This window comes from Methyloversatilis sp. S146-33, from assembly GCF_059552495.1.
This window is the reverse complement of record NZ_JCANOT010000007.1, coordinates 1-19,106: the sequence shown is the minus strand read 5'-3', so window position 1 is coordinate 19,106 and position 19,106 is coordinate 1. Positions and strand designations below refer to the sequence as shown.

General features: G+C 66.5%; 16 protein-coding genes and 1 pseudogene. 16 read left to right on the top strand and 1 reads right to left on the bottom strand.

Features of this window, described 5'->3' with window-relative positions; translation table 11 throughout:
• Positions 1–304: 304 nt before the first annotated feature.
• The gene (locus AC51BJ_RS00350; protein ID WP_019916680.1) at positions 305–1,048 is read right to left on the bottom strand and encodes a GntR family transcriptional regulator; all 744 of its coding nucleotides are present in this window, start codon (positions 1,046–1,048) and stop codon (positions 305–307) included.
• Positions 1,049–1,237: 189 nt separating this feature from the next.
• On the opposite strand from AC51BJ_RS00350, the gene AC51BJ_RS00345 reads away from it, so the two are divergent.
• The 16 genes and pseudogenes from AC51BJ_RS00345 (at position 1,238) to AC51BJ_RS00270 (ending at position 18,937) form a co-directional block, all read left to right on the top strand.
• Positions 1,238–1,675 carry a GlcG/HbpS family heme-binding protein gene (locus AC51BJ_RS00345; RefSeq protein ID WP_430435214.1) on the top strand — a complete coding sequence of 146 codons (438 nt, stop codon included), beginning with the start codon at positions 1,238–1,240 and terminating at the stop codon, positions 1,673–1,675.
• 27 nt (positions 1,676–1,702) lie between these two features.
• The gene (locus AC51BJ_RS00340) at positions 1,703–3,163 is read left to right on the top strand and encodes a 2-hydroxymuconic semialdehyde dehydrogenase (protein ID WP_496278960.1); all 1,461 of its coding nucleotides are present in this window, start codon (positions 1,703–1,705) and stop codon (positions 3,161–3,163) included.
• 11 nt (positions 3,164–3,174) lie between these two features.
• Positions 3,175–4,008 carry an alpha/beta fold hydrolase gene (locus tag AC51BJ_RS00335; protein ID WP_430435212.1) on the top strand — a complete coding sequence of 278 codons (834 nt, stop codon included), beginning with the start codon at positions 3,175–3,177 and terminating at the stop codon, positions 4,006–4,008.
• Between the two features lie 13 nt (positions 4,009–4,021).
• The gene (dmpE, locus tag AC51BJ_RS00330; protein WP_430435211.1) at positions 4,022–4,807 is read left to right on the top strand and encodes a 2-oxopent-4-enoate hydratase; all 786 of its coding nucleotides are present in this window, start codon (positions 4,022–4,024) and stop codon (positions 4,805–4,807) included.
• A 10-nt stretch (positions 4,808–4,817) separates the two neighbouring features.
• Complete coding sequence (locus AC51BJ_RS00325; protein WP_430435210.1) at positions 4,818–5,432, top strand: carboxymuconolactone decarboxylase family protein; 615 nt, start codon at positions 4,818–4,820, stop codon at positions 5,430–5,432.
• Positions 5,429–6,346: an acetaldehyde dehydrogenase (acetylating) gene (locus AC51BJ_RS00320; RefSeq protein WP_430435209.1), complete on the top strand. Its 918-nt coding sequence runs from the start codon at positions 5,429–5,431 to the stop codon at positions 6,344–6,346. The genes AC51BJ_RS00325 and AC51BJ_RS00320 overlap by 4 nt, the downstream gene beginning before the upstream one ends.
• Positions 6,347–6,363: 17 nt before the next feature.
• Positions 6,364–7,404 carry a 4-hydroxy-2-oxovalerate aldolase gene (gene dmpG / locus AC51BJ_RS00315; RefSeq protein WP_496278959.1) on the top strand — a complete coding sequence of 347 codons (1,041 nt, stop codon included), beginning with the start codon at positions 6,364–6,366 and terminating at the stop codon, positions 7,402–7,404.
• A 3-nt stretch (positions 7,405–7,407) separates the two neighbouring features.
• The gene (dmpH, locus tag AC51BJ_RS00310; protein WP_430435207.1) at positions 7,408–8,196 is read left to right on the top strand and encodes a 2-oxo-3-hexenedioate decarboxylase; all 789 of its coding nucleotides are present in this window, start codon (positions 7,408–7,410) and stop codon (positions 8,194–8,196) included.
• 24 nt (positions 8,197–8,220) lie between these two features.
• A pseudogene (locus AC51BJ_RS00305) lies at positions 8,221–8,418 on the top strand (4-oxalocrotonate tautomerase); the annotation flags it as partial.
• Between the two features lie 68 nt (positions 8,419–8,486).
• Positions 8,487–9,467 (top strand): WD40/YVTN/BNR-like repeat-containing protein, encoded by a 981-nt coding sequence (locus AC51BJ_RS00300; RefSeq protein WP_430435206.1) that lies wholly within the window; start codon positions 8,487–8,489, stop codon positions 9,465–9,467.
• The gene (locus tag AC51BJ_RS00295) at positions 9,464–11,884 is read left to right on the top strand and encodes an efflux RND transporter permease subunit (RefSeq protein ID WP_496278958.1); all 2,421 of its coding nucleotides are present in this window, start codon (positions 9,464–9,466) and stop codon (positions 11,882–11,884) included. The genes AC51BJ_RS00300 and AC51BJ_RS00295 overlap by 4 nt, the downstream gene beginning before the upstream one ends.
• A 95-nt stretch (positions 11,885–11,979) precedes the next feature.
• Positions 11,980–13,959 (top strand): DUF1302 family protein, encoded by a 1,980-nt coding sequence (locus AC51BJ_RS00290; RefSeq protein ID WP_496278957.1) that lies wholly within the window; start codon positions 11,980–11,982, stop codon positions 13,957–13,959.
• 53 nt (positions 13,960–14,012) lie between these two features.
• A complete protein-coding gene (locus tag AC51BJ_RS00285) occupies positions 14,013–15,314 on the top strand; it encodes a DUF1329 domain-containing protein (protein ID WP_496278956.1) in 1,302 nt (433 codons plus the stop codon).
• Positions 15,315–15,719: 405 nt separating this feature from the next.
• Complete coding sequence (locus tag AC51BJ_RS00280; protein WP_496278955.1) at positions 15,720–16,682, top strand: PDR/VanB family oxidoreductase; 963 nt, start codon at positions 15,720–15,722, stop codon at positions 16,680–16,682.
• Between the two features lie 73 nt (positions 16,683–16,755).
• Entirely contained in the window at positions 16,756–17,838 is a 1,083-nt protein-coding gene (locus AC51BJ_RS00275) for a Rieske 2Fe-2S domain-containing protein (protein WP_496278954.1), read from the top strand.
• A 124-nt stretch (positions 17,839–17,962) separates the two neighbouring features.
• Positions 17,963–18,937, top strand: a complete 975-nt coding sequence (locus AC51BJ_RS00270; protein ID WP_496278953.1) for a VTT domain-containing protein — start codon at positions 17,963–17,965, stop codon at positions 18,935–18,937.
• Positions 18,938–19,106: the final 169 nt, after the last annotated feature.

Here is a 19,106-nt window from a genome sequence, read left to right as displayed (position 1 = left end):
CCGGTGCGTGCTTGCCTGCCGTATCTATCCGACCAGCGACCTGCGGCTCAAGGTGATCGGCAAGATGGTGCGCAGCGTCGAGGCGCTGAAGCAGGAGGCGGCGAAAAAGGGCTGAAGTGGCGAGTCCCTGTGGGAGTGGCCTTGCTCGCGACAGGGCCGCTGCACGCCGCGTGCTTCGATCGCCGCCGAGATCTCGAGCAAGCTCGCTCCCACGGGAGGCTTGCTCATGCCGCCGACAAGGAGTGCTTCCTGTGGGAGCGCCCTTGGCCGCGACGGGGCGGGCGAGGTGCGGCTACGGCCGCCGTCAGCGCCCGTTCGCCACCTTGCGGCTTGCCGATTCCTGCGCGAACTCCGGGACTGCGGACACCGTGTGAAAGGCCCGCCAGATGTGGCCGGACAGCAGGCGGCTGGCTTCGTCGGCGTCGCGTGCGATGGCCGCCTTGAAGATCTGTTCGTGTTCTTCGTGCACGTCCTGCGGCACCGGCCGGTTCAGCACCGATATGCGGCGGTAGCGTTCCGACTGCCGGTACAGGATGGCCAGGAAGTGGCGGATCCAGCGCGAGCCGCAGGCGCCGATCAGCGTTTCGTGGAACACGCGGTTACGCTCTTCCCACTCGTTCACGCTGCCGTCCAGGTCGCCGGCGAGCTTTTCCTCGGCCCGGGTCAGCAGGTGGAACGCACTCACCAGATTGCCTTCCCACGCCTCGTCGCCGTGGGCAATGCTCTGCCGCAGCGCCTCGCTTTCCAGCATCACCCGCGTGCGCGTGATGTCCTCGAGGTCGGCCAGCGATATGGGCGCCACGCGGAAGCCGCGCTGACCCTGAGCGACCACCAGCGAGTCGCTCACCAGCAGCGCCAATGCCTCGCGCAGCGTGCCGGCGCCCACCTCGTACTCGTCCTTCAGGTGCTCGACCCGAAGCTTCGCACCGGGGGCGTGGCGGCCTTCGATGATGTCGCGCCGCAACTGCCGGTAGGCGCCATCGACCAGTGTCTTCGGCTCGTAGGCGTCGCCGTTGACCTGGAAGTCGCCGGTAATCAGCTGATCCATTTGATGTTTCCCTGAATGCCCACGCGGGTTGGGCGGGCATGTCGCCATTCTAGTTCCGAACTTTCTCCGTGAAAAGCCAAAAATCTCGAGAAAAAACGTTGACGTCGAGATAATCGTTTTATATCGTTAAGTCCATCGAATATCGATGAGTGAGAGGTCGCGATACAGCGGCCCGGCGGAGGAGACGACATGGACGTGGCAGCACGGCAATCGACAGTGAGCTGGGAGGCGGCATCGGCGGCGGTCAGCGCGGCGGTGGCGCACGCGGCGTCCGTCGGCGCCTGCGTCAATGCAGCGGTGGTCGATCGCGCCGGTCAGCTGGTGTCCTTCCTGCGCATGCCGGGCGCCCCGCTGCACTCGGTCGATATCGCGATCGACAAGGCCTATACCGCCGCCAGCTTCGGCCTGCCGACCGGCGACTGGGCGGCCGCCCTCTCCTCCCATTCCGACGCAGTCCGCCAGGGGCTGCCGCTGCGCCCGCGCATGGTCATGTTCGGCGGCGGCCTGCCGCTGGTGGTGGCCGGCGAGCGCATTGGCGGCATCGGCATTTCCGGTGGCTCCGAGGCGCAGGACGAGGACTGCGCCCGCGCCGCGCTCGCAGCGCTCGGCTTGACCTCGGCGCGCTGACGCGCCGCTCCAACAAGAAAGAGATCGATGAAACAGATCAGCCACTTCATCAACGGCGAGTTCGTCGCCGGCCGCGAAGGCCGCCGCTTCGACAAGCGCTCGCCGCTGGACAACCGCGTCATCGCCTCGGTCAGCGAAGCCGGGCGCGACGAGGTGAATGCGGCGGTCGCCGCAGCGCGTGCCGCGCTCGAAGGACCGTGGGGCCGCATGACGGTGACCGAACGCACCGAACTGCTGTACGCGGTCGCCAATGAAATCAACCGCCGCTTCGACGACTTCGTCGCCGCCGAGGTGGCCGACACCGGCAAGCCGGTCAGCCTCGCCAGCCACCTCGACATTCCGCGCGGTGCGGCCAACTTCAAGATCTTCGCCGACGTGGTCAAGAACGTGCCGGGCGAGTTCTTCGAAATGGCGACGCCGGACGGCCGCGGCGCGATCAACTACGCGCTGCGCAAGCCGGTCGGCGTGGTCGGCGTGGTGTGTCCGTGGAACCTGCCGCTGCTGCTGATGACCTGGAAGGTCGGCCCTGCACTGGCCTGCGGCAACACCGTGGTGGTGAAGCCGTCGGAAGAGACGCCGCAGACCGCGGCGCTGCTCGGCGAAGTGATGAACGCGGTCGGCATGCCTGCCGGCGTCTACAACGTGGTGCACGGTTTCGGGCCGGATTCGGCCGGCGAATTCCTGACCACCCACCCGGGCGTCAATGCCATCACCTTCACCGGCGAGACGCGCACCGGCGAAGCCATCATGAAGGCGGCCGCCGGCGGCGCGCGGCCGGTGTCGCTGGAAATGGGTGGCAAGAACCCGGCCATCGTGTTCGCCGACTGCGACTTCGACGCCGCCATCGCCGGCACGCTGCGTTCGGCCTTCGCCAACTGCGGTCAGGTCTGCCTCGGCACCGAGCGCGTCTATGTCGAGCGCCCGCTGTTCGAGCGCTTCGTCGCCGCGCTGAAGCAGGGCGCCGAGGCGCTGGTCATGGGCCGGCCGGAGGACGAAGCCACCGGCATGGGTCCGCTGATCTCGGCCGAGCACAAGCAGAAGGTGCTGTCCTACTACCGCCGCGCGGTGGAAGAGGGCGCCACCGTTGTCACCGGCGGAGGCGTACCGGACATGCCGGGCGAACTGGCGAACGGCGCCTGGGTGCAACCGACCATCTGGACCGGCCTGCCGGAGACCGCCGCCGTTGTGCGCGAGGAAATCTTCGGCCCGTGTTGCCACATCGCGCCCTTCGACCGCGAAGAGGACGCGATCCGCATGGCCAACGACACGAACTACGGCCTCGCCGCGTCTGTATGGACGTCCGACATCACGCGCGGCCACCGCGTCGCGGCCGCGCTCGACACCGGTCTGGTGTGGGTGAACTCCTGGTTCCTGCGTGACCTGCGCACGCCTTTCGGCGGCGCCAAGCAGTCGGGCATCGGCCGCGAAGGCGGCGTGCATTCGCTCGAGTTCTACACCGAGCTGAAGAACGTGTGCGTGAAGCTGTGAGGACCGCCGACATGAACGCACCGCTGAATCCGGAAATCGCCCGCAGCATCGTCGCTGCCGGCATCACCACCAACTATCACGACCTGGGCAGCGGCTTTCCAGTGCTCATGCTGCACGGCTCCGGCCCCGGCGTCAGCGCCTGGGCGAACTGGCGGCTGGTCATGCCTCAGCTTGCCGAACGCGCCCGCGTGATCGCGCCGGACATGGCCGGTTTCGGCTACACCGAGCGCCGCCCGGACCTCCGCTACGACATGGATACCTGGGTCGCCCAGGCCGTCGGCATGCTGGATGCACTCGGCATCGAACGCGCCGATCTGGTCGGCAACAGCTTCGGCGGCGGTCTGGCGCTGCAGGTCGCCATCCGTCACCCCCACCGCATCCGCCGCCTGGTGCTGATGGGCAGCGTCGGCGTGCGCTTCGACATCACGCCGGCGCTCGACGCGGTATGGGGCTACACGCCGTCGATCGAAACCATGCGCGGCCTGCTCGACCTGTTCGCCTACGACCGTTCGCTGGTGAATGACGATCTGGCCAAGCTGCGCTACGAAGCCACCATCCGCCCGGGCTTCCAGGAGTCTTTCGCGTCCATGTTTCCGGCGCCGCGCCAGCGCTGGGTCGATGCCATGGCCAGCAATGTCGAGGACATCAAGGCGCTGCCGCACGAAACGCTGGTGATCCACGGCCGCGAGGACCAGGTCATCCCGCTCGACACCTCGCTCACGCTGGCGCAGTGGATACCGAACGCGCAGCTGCACGTGTACGGCAAGTGCGGCCACTGGACGCAGATCGAGCACGCCGCGCGCTTCGCGCGTCTGGTCGGCGACTTTCTAAACGAATCCAATTGAACGGGCCACGGACATGATGCAAGCCGACAAGATCCAGCGCTATGGCGACGAGCTGTACGCCGCGCTCACCACCCGCGAAACCGTGGCGCCGCTGACCAGCCGCGAGCCGGACATCACGATCGAGGACGCCTACCACATCCAGCAGCGCATGATTTCGCGCCGGCTGGACGCTGGCGAGCGCATCGTCGGCAAGAAGATCGGTGTCACCTCGAAGGTGGTGCAGAACATGCTGAACGTGCACCAGCCGGACTTCGGCTACCTGCTCGACGGCATGATCTACAACGAGGGCGAGTCGATCGCCGCCAACTCGCTGATCCAGCCGCGCGCCGAAGGCGAGATCGCCTTCATCCTCAAGCACGACATCATGGGCCCCGGCGTCACTGGCGCCGACGTGCTGCGTGCCACCGAGTGCGTGATGCCCTGCTTCGAAATCGTCGATTCGCGCATCCACGAATGGAAGATCCGCATCCAGGACACGGTGGCCGACAACGCGTCGTGCGGCGTGTTCGTGCTCGGCGACCGCGCGGTGTCGCCGCGCAATCTCGACCTCGGCCTGTGCGGCATGGTGCTGGAACTGAATGGAGACATCGTCGGCACCGGCGCCGGTGCCGCCGCGCTCGGCCATCCGGTCAACGCCGTGGTGTGGCTGGCGAACACGCTGGGCCGGCTCGGCATTCCGCTCAAGGCGGGCGAAGTGATCCTGTCCGGATCGCTCGCTGCCCTTATTCCGGTCAAGGCGGGCGACAGCCTGCGCATCGCCATCGGTGGCCTCGGCGGCTGCTCGGTGCGTTTCGTCTAGGTCTGACGCCATGGCACGCATCGCACCCCTCTCGATCGAGTCCACGCCGGACATGGCGGCCGACTTCGCCTTCTTCGAGCGCACGCTCGGCTTCGTGCCGAACAGTCTGCGCACGATGGCCTACCGGCCGGCGCTGGCCAAGGGCCTGATCGCGCTGAGCCGTGGGGTGTATGACCCGGCGGGCGAGGTCGATCTGGGCTTCAAGCGCCTGGTCGGTCACGTCGCCAGCATGGCGGCCGGCTGCCTGTACTGCCGTGCGCACACCGCCACCAGCGCGCTGCGCCACGGCGTGGCCGAAGAAAAGATGGCGGCCATCGCCGACTACCGGACCAGCCCGCTTTTTTCGGATGCCGAACGCGTGGCGCTCGATTTCGCGCTGGCCGCGGCCAGCCAGCCTAACGACGTGACGGACGAACTGTTCGCCCGCCTGCGTGCGCACTGGAACGAGGGCCAGATCGTCGAGCTGCTCGGTGTGATCGCGCTGTTCGGCTTCTTCAATCGCTGGAACGATTCCCTGGCAACGACGCTTGAGTCCGAGCCCCTTCAAACCGCCGGCAGCGTGCTCGCGAACACCGGCTGGACGGCCGGCAAGCACGCCGCCGGAGACGAGGACATCCCCGCATGAACAAGATCAAGTGTGCATTGATCGGGCCGGGCAATATCGGCACCGACCTGCTGTACAAGCTCAAGCGCAGCCCGGTGCTGGAACCGGTCTGGATGGTCGGCATCGACCCGGCGTCGGAAGGCCTGGCGCGCGCCCGTGACATGGGCATCAAGACCACCAGCGACGGCGTGGACGGCCTGCTGCCGCACGTCAAGGCGGACGGCATACAGATCGCCTTCGACGCCACCAGCGCCTACGTGCATGCCGAGAACTCGCGCAAGCTCAATGCGCTGGGCGTGATGATGATCGATCTGACGCCGGCCGCCATCGGCCCCTTCTGCGTGCCGCCGGTGAACCTGAAGGAACATGTCGGCAAGCGCGAAATGAACGTGAACATGGTCACCTGCGGTGGCCAGGCGACGATCCCGATGGTGGCGGCGGTGTCGCGTGTGCAGAAGGTGAGCTACGGAGAGATCGTCGCCACCGTGTCCAGCCGCTCGGTCGGTCCGGGCACGCGCAAGAACATCGACGAATTCACCCGCACCACGTCCGGCGCCATCGAGCGCGTCGGCGGTGCCGCGAGGGGCAAGGCCATCATCGTGATCAACCCGGCAGAGCCGCCGCTGATCATGCGCGACACCATCCACTGCATCACCGAATCGGCGCCGCGCGCGGCCGAGATCGAGGAGTCGGTGCACGACATGATCCGCCAGGTGCAGGCCTATGTGCCGGGTTACCGCCTGGTCAATGGCCCGGTGATCGACATGGACACCCACCGCGTGTCCATCTTCATGGAAGTCGCCGGCCTCGGCGACTACCTGCCGAAGTACGCCGGCAATCTCGACATCATGACCGCCGCCGCCGCGCGCACGGCCGAGATGTTCGCCGAAGAAATCCTCAACGGCTCGCTTTCGCTCGAGCCCATCCCCGCTTGAGCGCAAAGGACACGACCATGAATCTCAAGGGCAAGAAGGTCACGCTGCACGACAACACGCTGCGCGACGGCATGCATCCGAAGCGCCACCAGATCACGCTGGACCAGATGCTGGCGGTGGCGCGCGGCCTCGACGAGGCGGGCATGCCGCTGATCGAGGTGACGCACGGCGACGGCCTCGGTGGCGCATCGGTGAACTACGGCTTCCCGCTGCACAGCGACGAGGAGTACCTCTCCACCGTCATCCCGGCGATGAAGAACACCAAGGTGTCGGCGCTGCTGCTGCCCGGCATCGGCACCGTCGACCACCTGCGCATGGCGCACGAACTGGGCGTGCACACGATACGCGTGGCCACCCACTGCACCGAAGCCGACGTGTCTGAACAGCACATCGGTCTGGCGCGCAAGCTGGAGATGGACACCGTGGGCTTCCTGATGATGGCCCACATGATCGAGCCGGACAGACTCGTCGCGCAGGCGAAGCTGATGGAAAGCTACGGCGCCAACTGCGTCTATGTGACCGACTCCGCCGGCTACATGCTGCCGGACGACGTGACGGCGCGCGTCACCGCGGTGCGCCAGGCCTTGCGCCCGGAAACCGAGATCGGTTTCCACGGCCACCACAACATGTCGATGGGCGTGTCGAACTCGCTGGCTGCAATCGAAGCCGGCGCCACCCGCATCGACGGCTCGACCAACGGTCTGGGCGCCGGTGCCGGCAACACGCCGCTGGAAGTGTTCGTCGCGGTGGCCAACCGCATGGGCATCGAAACCGGTGTCGATCTGTACCGCATCATGGACGTGGCCGAAGACCTGGTGCTGCCGATGATGGAGCACCTGGTGCGCATCGACCGCGACTCGCTGACGCTGGGCTACGCCGGCGTCTATTCCTCCTTCCTGCTGTTCGCCAAGCGCGCCGGCGCCAAGTACGGCATCGCGCCGCGCGACATCCTGATGGAACTGGGCCGCCGCGGCATGGTGGGCGGGCAGGAGGACATGATCGAGGACACTGCGATCACGATGGCGCGCGAGCGCGCCGCTGCTGTGGCGGGGGTCTGAGCGATGAACCTCGACCGCATCACCATCGCGCTGCTCGCCGAGCGCCTCGAAAACTGCGAGCTGGAAGCGCGCGACACCACCAAGATCACCGACGACCACCCGGACATGGACTGGGAGGACGCCTACGCGGTGCAGGACGCGATCCGCGCCCGCAAGCTGGCGCGCGGCGCGCGCATCGTCGGCCTGAAGGCCGGACTTACCTCGCGCGCCAAGATGAAGCAGATGGGCGTCGAAGACCCGGTATTCGGCTTCCTGGTCGATGACTTCGCAGTCGCCGACGGCGGCGACATCGATACGACGAAGCTCATCCACCCCAAGGTCGAGCCGGAAATCGCTTTCGTCACCAAGGCACCGCTGAAGGGCCCGGGCTGCCACATCGCCGCCGTGCTCGCCGCCACCGACTTCGTCGTTCCGGCGATCGAAATCATCGATTCGCGCTACCGCGATTTCAAGTTCGACCTGAAGAGCGTGGTCGCCGACAACTGCTCGTCGTCGCGCTTCGTGGTCGGCGGTACCGCGACGCCGGTCGAGGGCCTGGACCTGCGCACGCTGGGCGTGGTGCTGGAAAAGAACGGGCAGCCGGTGGCGCTCGGCGCCGGTGCCGCGGTGCTCGGTCACCCGGCGGCGGCCATCGCCATGCTGGCCAACATGCTGGGCCGCCGTGGCGAAGAGATCCCGGCCGGCACGCTCATCCTGTCCGGCGGCATCACCGAGGCGGTCGCGGTGGCAGCCGGCGACAGCGTGAGTCTGCGCATCCAGTCGCTCGGTTCGACCAGCGTCCGCTTCGTCTGACCGCCCTTCGCCTTCCAGGAGAAACGACACATGCCATTCGCACAGATCAACCTGATCGAAGGCCGGACCGAGGACCAGAAGCGCGCCGTCATCGAGAAGGTGACGCAGGCGCTGGTCGAGGCGGTCGGCGCACCGCGTGAAGCGGTGCGCGTGATGATCGTCGAGGTACCCAGTTCGCATTGGGGCATCGGCGGCGTCAGCGCCAAGGACCTCGGGCGCTAGCCGCGCACCGCCCCACGACGTAGCCCATCGACGACCCGGCCGCAGAGCCGGGCAAGGAGGAGAAATACATGAACCATCACGGATTCAGGGCGCTGGCCGTCTGTGCCGCGCTCACCTCGCTCGCAACCGGCTGCACCCAGGCGCCCGACCTGTCGGCCGCGCGCGCCGAGGCGCAGAAGCCGGTGCAGCGCTACGACGCCATCCAGGCGCTGGCCGCGCACGGCGACAAGGTCGCTGCCGGCACCCGCAGCGGTGCGGTGCTGGTGTCTTCGGACGGCGGCCGCAGCTGGAATCGACAGCCCATCGCCGGGCCGTCGTCGATCACCGGCATGGACGTGTGCCCGGACGGTCGCTTCATTGCCATCGATTTCTACCGGAAGGTGTGGACGGCCGATGCCCAGCTGTCCGCCTGGACCGCCCAGCCACTGGAGGCACCGCACACCGCGCTGGCCGTGCATTGCGACCGTCAGGGCCGCTGGTGGGTCGCGGGCAGCGGCGCGCTCATCGTGCGCAGCGACGACCTGGGCAAGAGCTGGCAGAAGACCGACCTGCAGGAAGACCTGCAGATCACCACGGTGCAGATGGTCGATGAGTTGAACGGCTTTGCCACCGGCGAATTCGGCACCGTCGTGGTCACCACCGACGGCGGCGCGACCTGGGCCAAGCGCGGCGCGCTGCCCGAGGAGTTCTATCCCTACGCGGCGCTGTTCGTGTCGGCCAGTGAAGGCTGGGTCAGCGGGCTGGCCGGGCAGGTCGTACACACCACCGACGGCGGCCTGACCTGGACGCCGCAGCTGAATCGGGCCGGCGCACCGCTGTATCGCATCTTCATGCATGCCGGCGCACCGCACGCGGTCGGTGCCGGTGGCGCGGTGGTGCGTCTGCAGGGCGAGGAATGGGTGGCCGTGGCCTACCCGGACGCCCGACCGGTGCCGCTCGCCGCCGGCACCTCGGTTGCCGCGAACAACACCCTTCTGATCGGCGGGCCGGGTGGCCTGCTGCGTGCCATCGCCGACGGTGGCTCATCCAAACCCGGAGCAGCGAAATGATCGCCCCGATCCGCAAGTCCATCACCCACATGCTGCACAAGGCCGAAGAGTGGATCTTCGCCAATCCGAAGATCGTGCTCAGCCTGATCTTCCTGGTCACGCTGGCCTTCGCCGCCGCGCTGCCCAAGCTGCGCATCTATTCCGACTTCTCCGACCTGCTGCCGCAGGAGCACAGCTACATCCAGACCTACAACCGCATCAAGGAGAACTTCGGCGGCGCCAACATGATCGTGATGGCGATCGAGGTCGAGCAGGGCACGATCTTCAACAACGACACGCTGAAACTGGTGCATGAGGCGACGCAGGGCGTGGACAACCTGCCCAGCGTGAACCATAACCTGGTGTCCTCGCTGACCCACCGCACCGCGCGCAAGGTGTTCCTGTCGCCCGAGGGCAGCTTCGTGTCGCAGCCCTACTACGACCCGGCAAAGACCTACTCGGCGGACGAACTCGCGCAGATGCAGCGCGACGTGATCGCCAATCCCAACCTCTATGGCCTGATGGTGTCGCCAGACTTCAAGGCGGCGCTGATCAAGGCGCAGCTCAACGAGAGCGAACTCGACTACGTCGAAACCTTCGCCGCGCTGCAGACCGTGCGCGACACGCTGGCGCGCGAAGGCCACAAGGTGCACGTGACCGGCAATCCGGTGCTGACCGGCTGGGTCTATACCTACCTCGACCAGATCGTGCAGATCCTCGCGTGGACGCTGGCGCTGCTGGCGACGCTGCTGATCGTCTACTTCCGCCGCCTGTACGGCATCGCGCTGCCGCTGCTGGGCATCGCGCTGTCGTCGATCTGGGGCCTCGGTTTCATGGCGCTGGCCGGCATCAACCTCGAACCGCTGTCGCTGCCGATTCCGTTCCTGATCGCCGCCCGCGCCACCTCGCACGGCGTACAGCTGGTGGTGCGCTACTACGAAGAACTGGCCATCGTGAAGAACGGCAGGCAGGCGGCGCGCAACGCGCTCGATGCGCTGTTCCGCCCGGGCTCGCTGGCCATCATCGTCGATGCGGTGGGCATTGCCGTGCTGGTGCTCGGTGCCGCGCCGTTCAACTACAAGCTCGGCCTGGCCGCCGGCTTCTGGGGCTTCTCGGTCATCTTCACGGTGCACTTCATGGTGCCGCTGGCGCTGACCGTGCTGCCGCAGCCGAAGACGATGGAGAACGCCAACGAGGGCGTGCGCAACTTCCTCGGCAACGCGATGGCGCGTACCGGCGGTACCGACGGCGGCGCGCGCGCCATCCTGTTCGCCTCGCTTGCCTGCGTGGTGGTCGGCAGCTGGTACGTGGCCAAGGTGCAGCTCGGCGAGTCCGAGCCGGGCAGCCCGCTGCTGAACCGCGACCACGACTACAACGTGTCGACGGCGGCCATCAACACGCTGTTCCCGGGCTCGGAAGAGCTGCACATCGTCGCCCGCACCGAAGAGAAGGGTGGCATCAAGCGACCCGAGGTGATGCACGCGATCGAGCGCTTCCAGGCGCACATGCTGTCCGACCCGACGCTGGGCGGTGCGCGTGCGCTGCCGGGCGTGGTGCGCGTGGTGAACCAGCTCACCCACAACGACGATCCGCGCTGGGCGCAGATCCCGGATAACGCCGACGAGGTGGGCGGCCTGATGTTCGCCTACATGGCGTCCAGCCCGATTCCGGGTGCGCTGAAGGAGTACATCAGCCCGGACGAGAACGAAGCCAACATGGTGTTCTTCTACAAGGACCACCAGGCGGAAACGATCAACCGGGTGGTCGCGCTTGCGGAGGAGGGCAAGGCGCGCATCGAGGCCGAGGTGCCGGGCCTGAAGATAGAACTGGGCGGCGGCATCATCGGCGTCACCGCGGCGGCCAACCAGGCGCTGCACACCGATCACATGATCATCATTCCGGCGGTCATGCTGCTGGCCTTCTTCCTGGTGATGGCCTATTACCAGTCGCTGCACGCCGGCTGGCTGATGGTGCTGCCCATGCTGTTCGCCACCGTCATGACCTACGCCTACATGGGCTGGGCCAACATCGGCATCAGCGTGAACACGGTGCCGGTGATCGCGGTCGGCGTCGGCGTCGGCATCGACTACGCGGTGTACTTCATGGACCGCATCCGCGAGGAAATGGCGGTCACCCGCAACATCCATCGCGCCGTCGTCAATGCGGTCGCCACCACCGGCTACGCCGTGTCCTTCACCGCCGCGACGCTGATCGCCGGCGTCGTCATGTGGATCTTCATGTCCGACCTGCGCTTCCAGTCGGATGCCGCTGTCCTGCTGTCCTTCATGCTGGTCGTCAATGCGCTGGCCGCGATGCTCATCGTGCCTGCCTGGTGCGTGGTGTTCCGCCCGCACTTCGTGGTGGCCACCCACTACGACGAAGACGGCGTGCTGGAAGAGGACGACGCCCCGCGCGAGGTCGCCCGCGCGGCGGCCTGACCGAAAGCTTCAACCCGCCGGGCGGGTGTCCGTCCGCCCGGTCAAGACAGAGAGAGTCAGCAGTGCGATAGCAGGACAAACAGGAGGAGGACAAGGTGGACACATACAAGAAGAGGAGCCACCTCGCGGCCCGTGTCGGGCTGGGAGGGGTACTGTGCGCACTCGCCGCACTGAACGCGATCGCGCAGGACAACCTGCCCGACCTGGGCAGCAGCAACAGCAAGTGGAAGGTGGATGTCTATTACGAGAACGACACCCGCTTCCGCGGCAAGGACAACACCGAGCGCACGGTCGGGCTGTCGAAGTTCCGCAACACGGTGCAGGTCGAGGCTGACAAGGATCTGGGCAACGGCTGGGAACTGCACGGCGTGCTGCGCGGAACCTGGGACGGCGTCTATCGCCTCAACGACGACCAGTACGGCAAGGAGGCGGGCGGCGCGATCACGCTCGACTCGACGACGCCGGGCGGCACCATCTCCAGCCCGCATGGCGGCGGCCCGATCAACAACGCGTCCGGCCCGCCGGGGAACGTGTTCGGCTTCAGTACGGTGGCCAATCCGAATGACGGCCTGCGCGTGCTCGGCGACCGCTGGCACGACGTCGAGGGTGGCGTCGCTTTCGGCGTGCCGGTGCGTCCCTGCGATTACGACAATCGCGGCTGTGCCGACTTCGGCGGCTATGGCGACAAGAAGCGCTCGGAACTGGAATCGCCGGAGTTCAATTCGCGGCTCGACTTCCTGCGTGAGGCCTACGTCAAGAAAACCTTCGCACTGGACGATCAGCGCTCCATCTTCCTGAAGGTGGGCAAGCAGCAGGTGGTGTGGGGCCGTACCGACCTGTTCCGCGTGCTTGACGTGATCAACCCGGTCGACTACTCGCGCAACAACATCTACGACGAGCTGGAAGACATCCGCATTCCGATGTGGATGGTGCAGGCCGAGTACCGCATGGGCGGCAGCGAGTCGATGCAGGAGCGCAACCTGCAGGTGGTGTGGAATTTCGACAAGTTCCGGCCGAACAACCTCGGTCAGTGCGGCACGGCCAACACAATACTCGACGCCGGCTGCTTCTTCCGCGGCATGAAGAACCTGTGGGACAACGGCGGTACGGTGGCCAACTTTGCCAACGTCGCGCCCGACACCTTCCTTGCCACCGACTTCGGTCCGGGCCAGATCGGTCTGAACGAGATCAATCTGCCCGGCTGGAAGCTGAAGAACACCCAGCTCGGCGTTAAGTACGAGGGCGTGACCCAAGGGGGCCTGTCCTTCTCGCTGAACGCGCTCACCTATCGCTCGCAACTGCCCAGCCTGCGCGGCGCCAAGCGATCGACGAACGCCTTCAATGCCGAGTTCCGCGAGTACTGGCCCTACCTGATCTCGTTCGACATGTACTTCCCGCGCGTGAACCTGATCGGCGGTTCGATGGACTTCGAGTGGGAAGCGGCGAACGCGGCGGTGCGCATCGAAGCGGCCTATACCAATGGCGAAGAGTTCGCGAACACCGCCAAGCCCGAGCTGTACTCGTCCAACGACGTGTTCCGGGCGGTCATCGGCATCGACCGGCCGACCTTCATCCCCTTCATCAACCCGCGCCGCACCACGCTCATTTCCGGTCAGCTGTTCTACCAGCACATTTTCGACCACGTCGAACGCGACGGCGCGCTGGGCAAGGTGGGCATGCCGGACTGGGAAGACAACGTGATCGGCACGCTGCTGATCAAGGCCTTCCTGAAGAACGACCGCCTGAGTCCGCAGATCATCTTCGCGCATGACTTCCGCGCGCAGGCGACGGTGGCCGCGCCGCAGGTCGAATGGCTGCTCAGCGACAACCTGAAGTTCGCCATCGGCGCCAACGTGAAGCTCGGCAGCGACAACGATCGCTACAAGTTCGACGACTGCCGCGGCTGCAACCCGTGGCCGCCCTTCACCGCCGGCCCGAACTACCCGGGCAATCCGGCGCAGGCCTTTTCGCGCGGTCTGGGCGGGCTGGAACCGCTGGGCCGCTTCCGCGCCGGCCCGATCGGCGCCGCCTGGGCCGAAGACGAAATCTACGCAACCCTCCGCTACAAGTTCTGACCATCCACCGCAGTGCCGGGGCGCGCGCCCCGGCTTCACAGGAGACGCACGCAATGAACAAGCTACTCGCCGCCGGCCTGCTCGCAGCCGGACTGTGCACCCAGGCCTTCGCCGCCAGCGAAGCCGATGTCGAAAGCGCTTTCGAGCCGTACAAGAAGGGCTTTCCGACCTTCCCCGGCCTCAGTGCCGGCATGACCATCAACAAGGACAACGTCGACCAGTTCAAGGACGCGCTGGACGCCGGCATGTACATGGTGATCAAGAACGGCTGGTACCAGATCAAGGTCGGCGAGACGCTGAGCTTTCCGAACCCCAAGGGCTATGTCGAGGCCACCCGCAAGAACCTGAACAAGACCAAGCTGGGCGCCAAGACGGGCGAAATCGAAGGCTTTGCCGGTGGCCGTCCCTTCCCGGAAGAGCCGAGCACTTCCGACCCGCGCGCCGGCGAGAAGGTGGCGTGGAACTTCAAGTACGGCGCGAACTGGGGCGACAACGCCGCCATCCACCCGTTCTACTGGAAGTACCGCAACATGACGACCGGCCAGCTCGAGCGGACGCTGAAGTTCAACTTTTTCTTCCTGAACTTCAAACACCGTACCGACCACGCGCCGACACCCGAAGTGACGCCGAACGCAGCCAACCTCTATCGCGCCATCTACGCCCAGGTGCTGGAGCCGCAGGATCTGAAGAACACGCAGCTGCTCATCCAGAAGTACGAGGACGACACCAAGTTCGACGATGCCTACCTCTACCTCGGCTTCCAGCGCCGCGTGCGCCGGCTGGCGGCAGGGCAGGTGACCGATTCCTTCCTCGGCTCCGACCTGATGATCGAGGACTTCGAAGGCTACGAAAGCCGCGTGTCCGACATGCAGTGGAAATTCGTCGGCACGAAGAACCTGCTGATGCCCTACTACAAGCACAACGACATGAAGCTGTCGGACGAATTCAAGGAAGAGGACGGCTACAAGTACGTGAGCTTCACCGGTCAGGGCGAGTGCTTCCCCGACATCACCTGGCAGTTGCGCAAGGTACACATCGTCGAGGCGGTGCCGGTCAACAGCAACCATCCGGTCGGCAAGCGCATCATGCATTTCGACGCCCAGGTCTATGGCGCCTCGCGCACGCTGGTGTATGACCGCAAGGGCGAACTGTGGAAGAGCTGGACCATCGGCAAGGCGCACCCGGACTTCCACCTGCCGATCAACAAGGGCACCGGTGTTGCGCTCGACGATTCCTTCTCGATGGTGGACGTGCAGGCCAAGCACTGCACGACCGGCCAGTTCAAGGGCAAGGTCGATCCCAAGCTGAGCCCGGCCAACCTGTTCCAGGTGCAGAACATGCGCGGCGGCAACTGATGCCCGCCCCCTCACGCGTGTCCGCGTGAGGCCAAAGATGATGTGAGCGGTACTCCTCGTTCCCGGTCCGCCGGGACACGCCCCGACACGGCCCCCCGTGCCGGGGCTTTTTTTCGCCTACGCCTGCGCACGCCGACGCGCTCGTGAAGTCGTTTCCGCATTTGACGAAATCCTGATTTCCGATATCCGGAAGTCGGGGCAGGGCGGTTCAGGCGAACAACGTCCGTTCTGAACAAATCCTTTCGAATCAGTGGTGTGCGTACATGCGCGCCCTTGGCATGCTCGTTGCAAATCCGGAGTCTGCGCGGCGCTGAACCCGTGCAACACAAGAACATCCGGAGGAAGAATGCAGCATTGTCCGAACGGCGCGCGCCCGTCGCCTGCCCAGACCGAAGGCGCCGAGGCATGAGCGCGCCCGACATCCCGGTCGTCGTCACCCGCCACGCGCGCGTCGCCGACGACATCGTCCACATCGTGCTCGAATCGCCGGCCGGCACCCCGTTGCCGGCCTTCGCGGCCGGTGCCCACATCGACGTCGAACTGCCGAACGGCCTGGTGCGCCAGTACTCGCTGCTCGGCGATCCGGCGCAGTCACGACAGTACGAGCTCGGGGTGCTGCGCGAGGCGAGCGGCCGCGGCGGCTCGCGCAGCGCGCACGACGATCTGGGCGCCGGCATGCGCATCCGCATCGGCGCACCGCGCAACCTGTTCGCGCTGGTGCCGGCGCGCCGTTCGCTGCTGTTCGCAGGTGGCATCGGTATCACGCCCATGCTGGCGATGGCGCAGCAGCTGGCGCACGGCCGCTCCGACTTCACCTTGCACTACTGCGCCCGCACGCCGGCGCGCGCTGCCTTCCTCGACCGGCTGCGCGACGCGCCCTGGGCCGACCGCGTACGCCTGCATTTCGACGACGGCGACCCGCGGCAGAAGCTGGACGCCGCTACCGTGCTGGCCGCACCTTCGACCGACACCCATCTCTACGTCTGCGGGCCGAAGGGCTTCATGGACCACGTGATCGGCAGCGCCCGTGCGGCCGGCTGGGCCGACGCGAACATCCACGCCGAGTCCTTCGCCGCGACCGACGGCGCGCGCAGCGGCGATCAGGCCTTTGTCGTGCAGCTCGCACGCAGCGGTCGCGTCGTGCCGGTGGCCGTCGGGCAGACGGTGGCGGCGGCACTGGCCGCGCACGACGTCGAGGTGCCGCTGTCCTGCGAACAGGGCATCTGCGGCACCTGCGTGACGCGGGTGCTGGCCGGCCAACCGGATCACCGCGACATGTATTTCAGCGACGCCGAGCGGGCGGCGAACGACTGCTTCACGCCCTGCTGCTCGCGCTCGAAATCCGCCGTGCTGGTGCTCGATCTCTGATCGGCGGCCGCAGGCGCATCCAGGCGCCCGGTGTCCGCCGGGCGCATCACGACAAGACGGAGGAGACAACAAGATGGAAACGAAGGCACTGGAGAAGAAGGTCGAGTTCCTGACGGACTGCTGGTATGTCGCGGCGCTGTCGAGCGAGGTGCCGGCCGACGGCATGTTCCACCGCCGGATACTCGACACCTCGGTGCTCATGTACCGCAAGGCCGATGGCGCGCCGGTGGCGCTGCACGACCGCTGTCCGCACCGCTTCGCGCCGCTGCACCTGGGTAAGCGCATCGGCGACGACGTGGTGTGCGCCTACCATGCGCTGCGCTTCGACTGCAGCGGCGCCTGCACGCACAACCCGCACGGCAACGGCCTGATCCCGAAGGCGGCGAAGGTGCGCAGCTTTCCGCTGCTGGAGAAGTACGGCTTCGTGTGGATCTGGATGGGTGAGGCCGCACTGGCCGACCCGGCGAAGCTGCCGGATTTCGGGCCGCTGGACGACGGTCACCCGAATGCGCTGGCGCATACCTACATGCATATGGACGTGAACTACGAGCTCATCATCGACAACGTGATGGACCTGAGTCACATCGACCATGTGCACAGCGAGATCATCAGCACCCGCGGCCAGCTGTCACCGCTGGTGCCGGCGGTGAAGGAGGGCGCGGACAGCGTGAATGCGCGCTGGCAGTGGTCGCAGACGCCGGCCATGCTCATCTTCGCGAACTTCCTGCCTGACCCGGCCGCACCGGCCCGGCATTTCTTCGACATCACCTGGACGCCACCTGCCAACATCCAGCTGTCGGTCGGCGCCATCCAGGGCGACGGGCCGCTGGATCTCGATCACTGCACCGGCCAGTACGACCTGCATACCTGCACGCCCGAGTCGGCGACGAAGACGCACTACTACTTCGCCACCCGGCGCAATCACGACGTGGAGAACGCCGAATACAACGCGATGAAGATACGTGCCATGCACGCCGCCTTCGAGAACGAGGACGGCCCGGTCATCCAGGCGACGCAGGACGAAATGGGCACGACCGATTTCTTCTCTCTGAACCCGGTGCTGATGAGCAATGACATCGCCGCGGTGCGCGTGCGCAAGTTGCTGACGAAGCTGATCGACGCCGAGCGCAACGGCGCGCTGCGCGCAGTCGGCTGAAGCGGGGTACCACGCGGCCACGCGCTGGAAATCGCCAGCGATCGCCCTCATCTGACCGGAACGGCTTTTCGGTCGTCACGATTCCGTGTCATCGTGGCGGCCGAAATTCATTGCGGAGAAGAGCGTGACCGAATTGCTGGCCCAGTATGGGCTGTGGCTGATTTTCCTGGTGGTGCTGGCGGAACAGCTGGGCCTGCCGATACCGGCGATGCCGCTGGTGATGCTGGCCGGCGCGCGGGTGGCCGACGAGCCCCTGTATGGCGTGTTCGCATTGCTGGTGGCGGTGGCCGCGTCTTCGCTCGGCGATGTCGCCTGGTACCTTGCCGGCCGGCTGCAGGGTCACCGCGTGCTGCGCTTGCTGTGTCGCATTTCGTTGTCGCCCGATACCTGCGTGCGGCAGAGCGAATCCACCTTCACCCGCTACGGCATCGCCACGCTGGTGATCGCCAAGTTCGTGCCCGGGCTGTCGACGATTGCGCCGCCGCTGGCTGGCGCGCTGGGGATGCGGCCGTCCGCCTTCATGCTGTTCAACACGCTGGGTGCGGTGCTATGGGCCGGCGCCGCGTTGACGATCGGCCTGCTGTTCGCGACGCAGATCGAGGCGGTGCTCGACGCGCTGGCCGAACTGGGTGTCTATGCGGCGGCGCTGGTCGGCGTGCTGCTGGCGCTCTATATCGGCTGGCGCTGGCTGGAGCGTCGTCGTGCGCTGCGCCAGCTGCAGTCGGAGCGGCTGGCGCCCGACGAGTTGCTGGCCATGCTGGACCGTGGCGACCCGGTCACGGTGGTCGATGTGCGTTCCAGTCTCATCGTCGATGCCGAGCCGGTGCGCATTCCCGGCGCGCTGAGCATCACGCTGGAACAGATCGACGCGCACGCTCACCGCCTGCCGAAGGACGGCGTGCTGGTGACCTATTGCGCCTGCCCGAACGACGTGTCGGCGGTGCGCGCCGCGTTGAAGCTGCACGCGGCGGGTCTGCGCCACGCCCGTCCGCTGCGTGGCGGCATCGAGGGCTGGCAGGCGGCGGGGTATCGGGTGGAGATGATGGGCGTCTCGTCGCTGTCCGACGGCGGCGTGCTTGCTGGAGACAGCAGCCCCTGAAACAAAGCCACGGCCCGTTGAAGCCGCATCGCGACCAGAGGTCGCTTCCACAAGCACCGAATCAGCTCCCACAGGGAGTGCGCCCAATCCGCGATCGGAGCTGGTGTTCTGTGGGAGGGGTCTTCTGACCCCGACTGCGGCGTGTATCGAAGCCGGCGGAGTGCCACGG

Bases quoted from the DNA above. Each gene is read 5' to 3' on its own strand.
- AC51BJ_RS00285 (WP_496278956.1), top strand. From the start codon at position 14,013: ATGAACAAGCTACTCGCCGCCGGCCTGCTCGCAGCCGGACTGTGCACC.
- AC51BJ_RS00300 (WP_430435206.1), top strand. From the start codon at position 8,487: ATGAACCATCACGGATTCAGGGCGCTGGCCGTCTGTGCCGCGCTCACC.
- AC51BJ_RS00335 (WP_430435212.1), top strand. From the start codon at position 3,175: ATGAACGCACCGCTGAATCCGGAAATCGCCCGCAGCATCGTCGCTGCC.
- AC51BJ_RS00280 (WP_496278955.1), top strand. From the start codon at position 15,720: ATGAGCGCGCCCGACATCCCGGTCGTCGTCACCCGCCACGCGCGCGTC.
- AC51BJ_RS00320 (WP_430435209.1), top strand. From the start codon at position 5,429: ATGAACAAGATCAAGTGTGCATTGATCGGGCCGGGCAATATCGGCACC.
- dmpG (WP_496278959.1), top strand. From the start codon at position 6,364: ATGAATCTCAAGGGCAAGAAGGTCACGCTGCACGACAACACGCTGCGC.
- AC51BJ_RS00275 (WP_496278954.1), top strand. From the start codon at position 16,756: ATGGAAACGAAGGCACTGGAGAAGAAGGTCGAGTTCCTGACGGACTGC.
- AC51BJ_RS00325 (WP_430435210.1), top strand. From the start codon at position 4,818: ATGGCACGCATCGCACCCCTCTCGATCGAGTCCACGCCGGACATGGCG.
- dmpE (WP_430435211.1), top strand. From the start codon at position 4,022: ATGATGCAAGCCGACAAGATCCAGCGCTATGGCGACGAGCTGTACGCC.
- AC51BJ_RS00295 (WP_496278958.1), top strand. From the start codon at position 9,464: ATGATCGCCCCGATCCGCAAGTCCATCACCCACATGCTGCACAAGGCC.
- AC51BJ_RS00340 (WP_496278960.1), top strand. From the start codon at position 1,703: ATGAAACAGATCAGCCACTTCATCAACGGCGAGTTCGTCGCCGGCCGC.
- AC51BJ_RS00345 (WP_430435214.1), top strand. From the start codon at position 1,238: ATGGACGTGGCAGCACGGCAATCGACAGTGAGCTGGGAGGCGGCATCG.
- AC51BJ_RS00350 (WP_019916680.1), bottom strand. From the start codon at position 1,048: ATGGATCAGCTGATTACCGGCGACTTCCAGGTCAACGGCGACGCCTAC.
- dmpH (WP_430435207.1), top strand. From the start codon at position 7,408: ATGAACCTCGACCGCATCACCATCGCGCTGCTCGCCGAGCGCCTCGAA.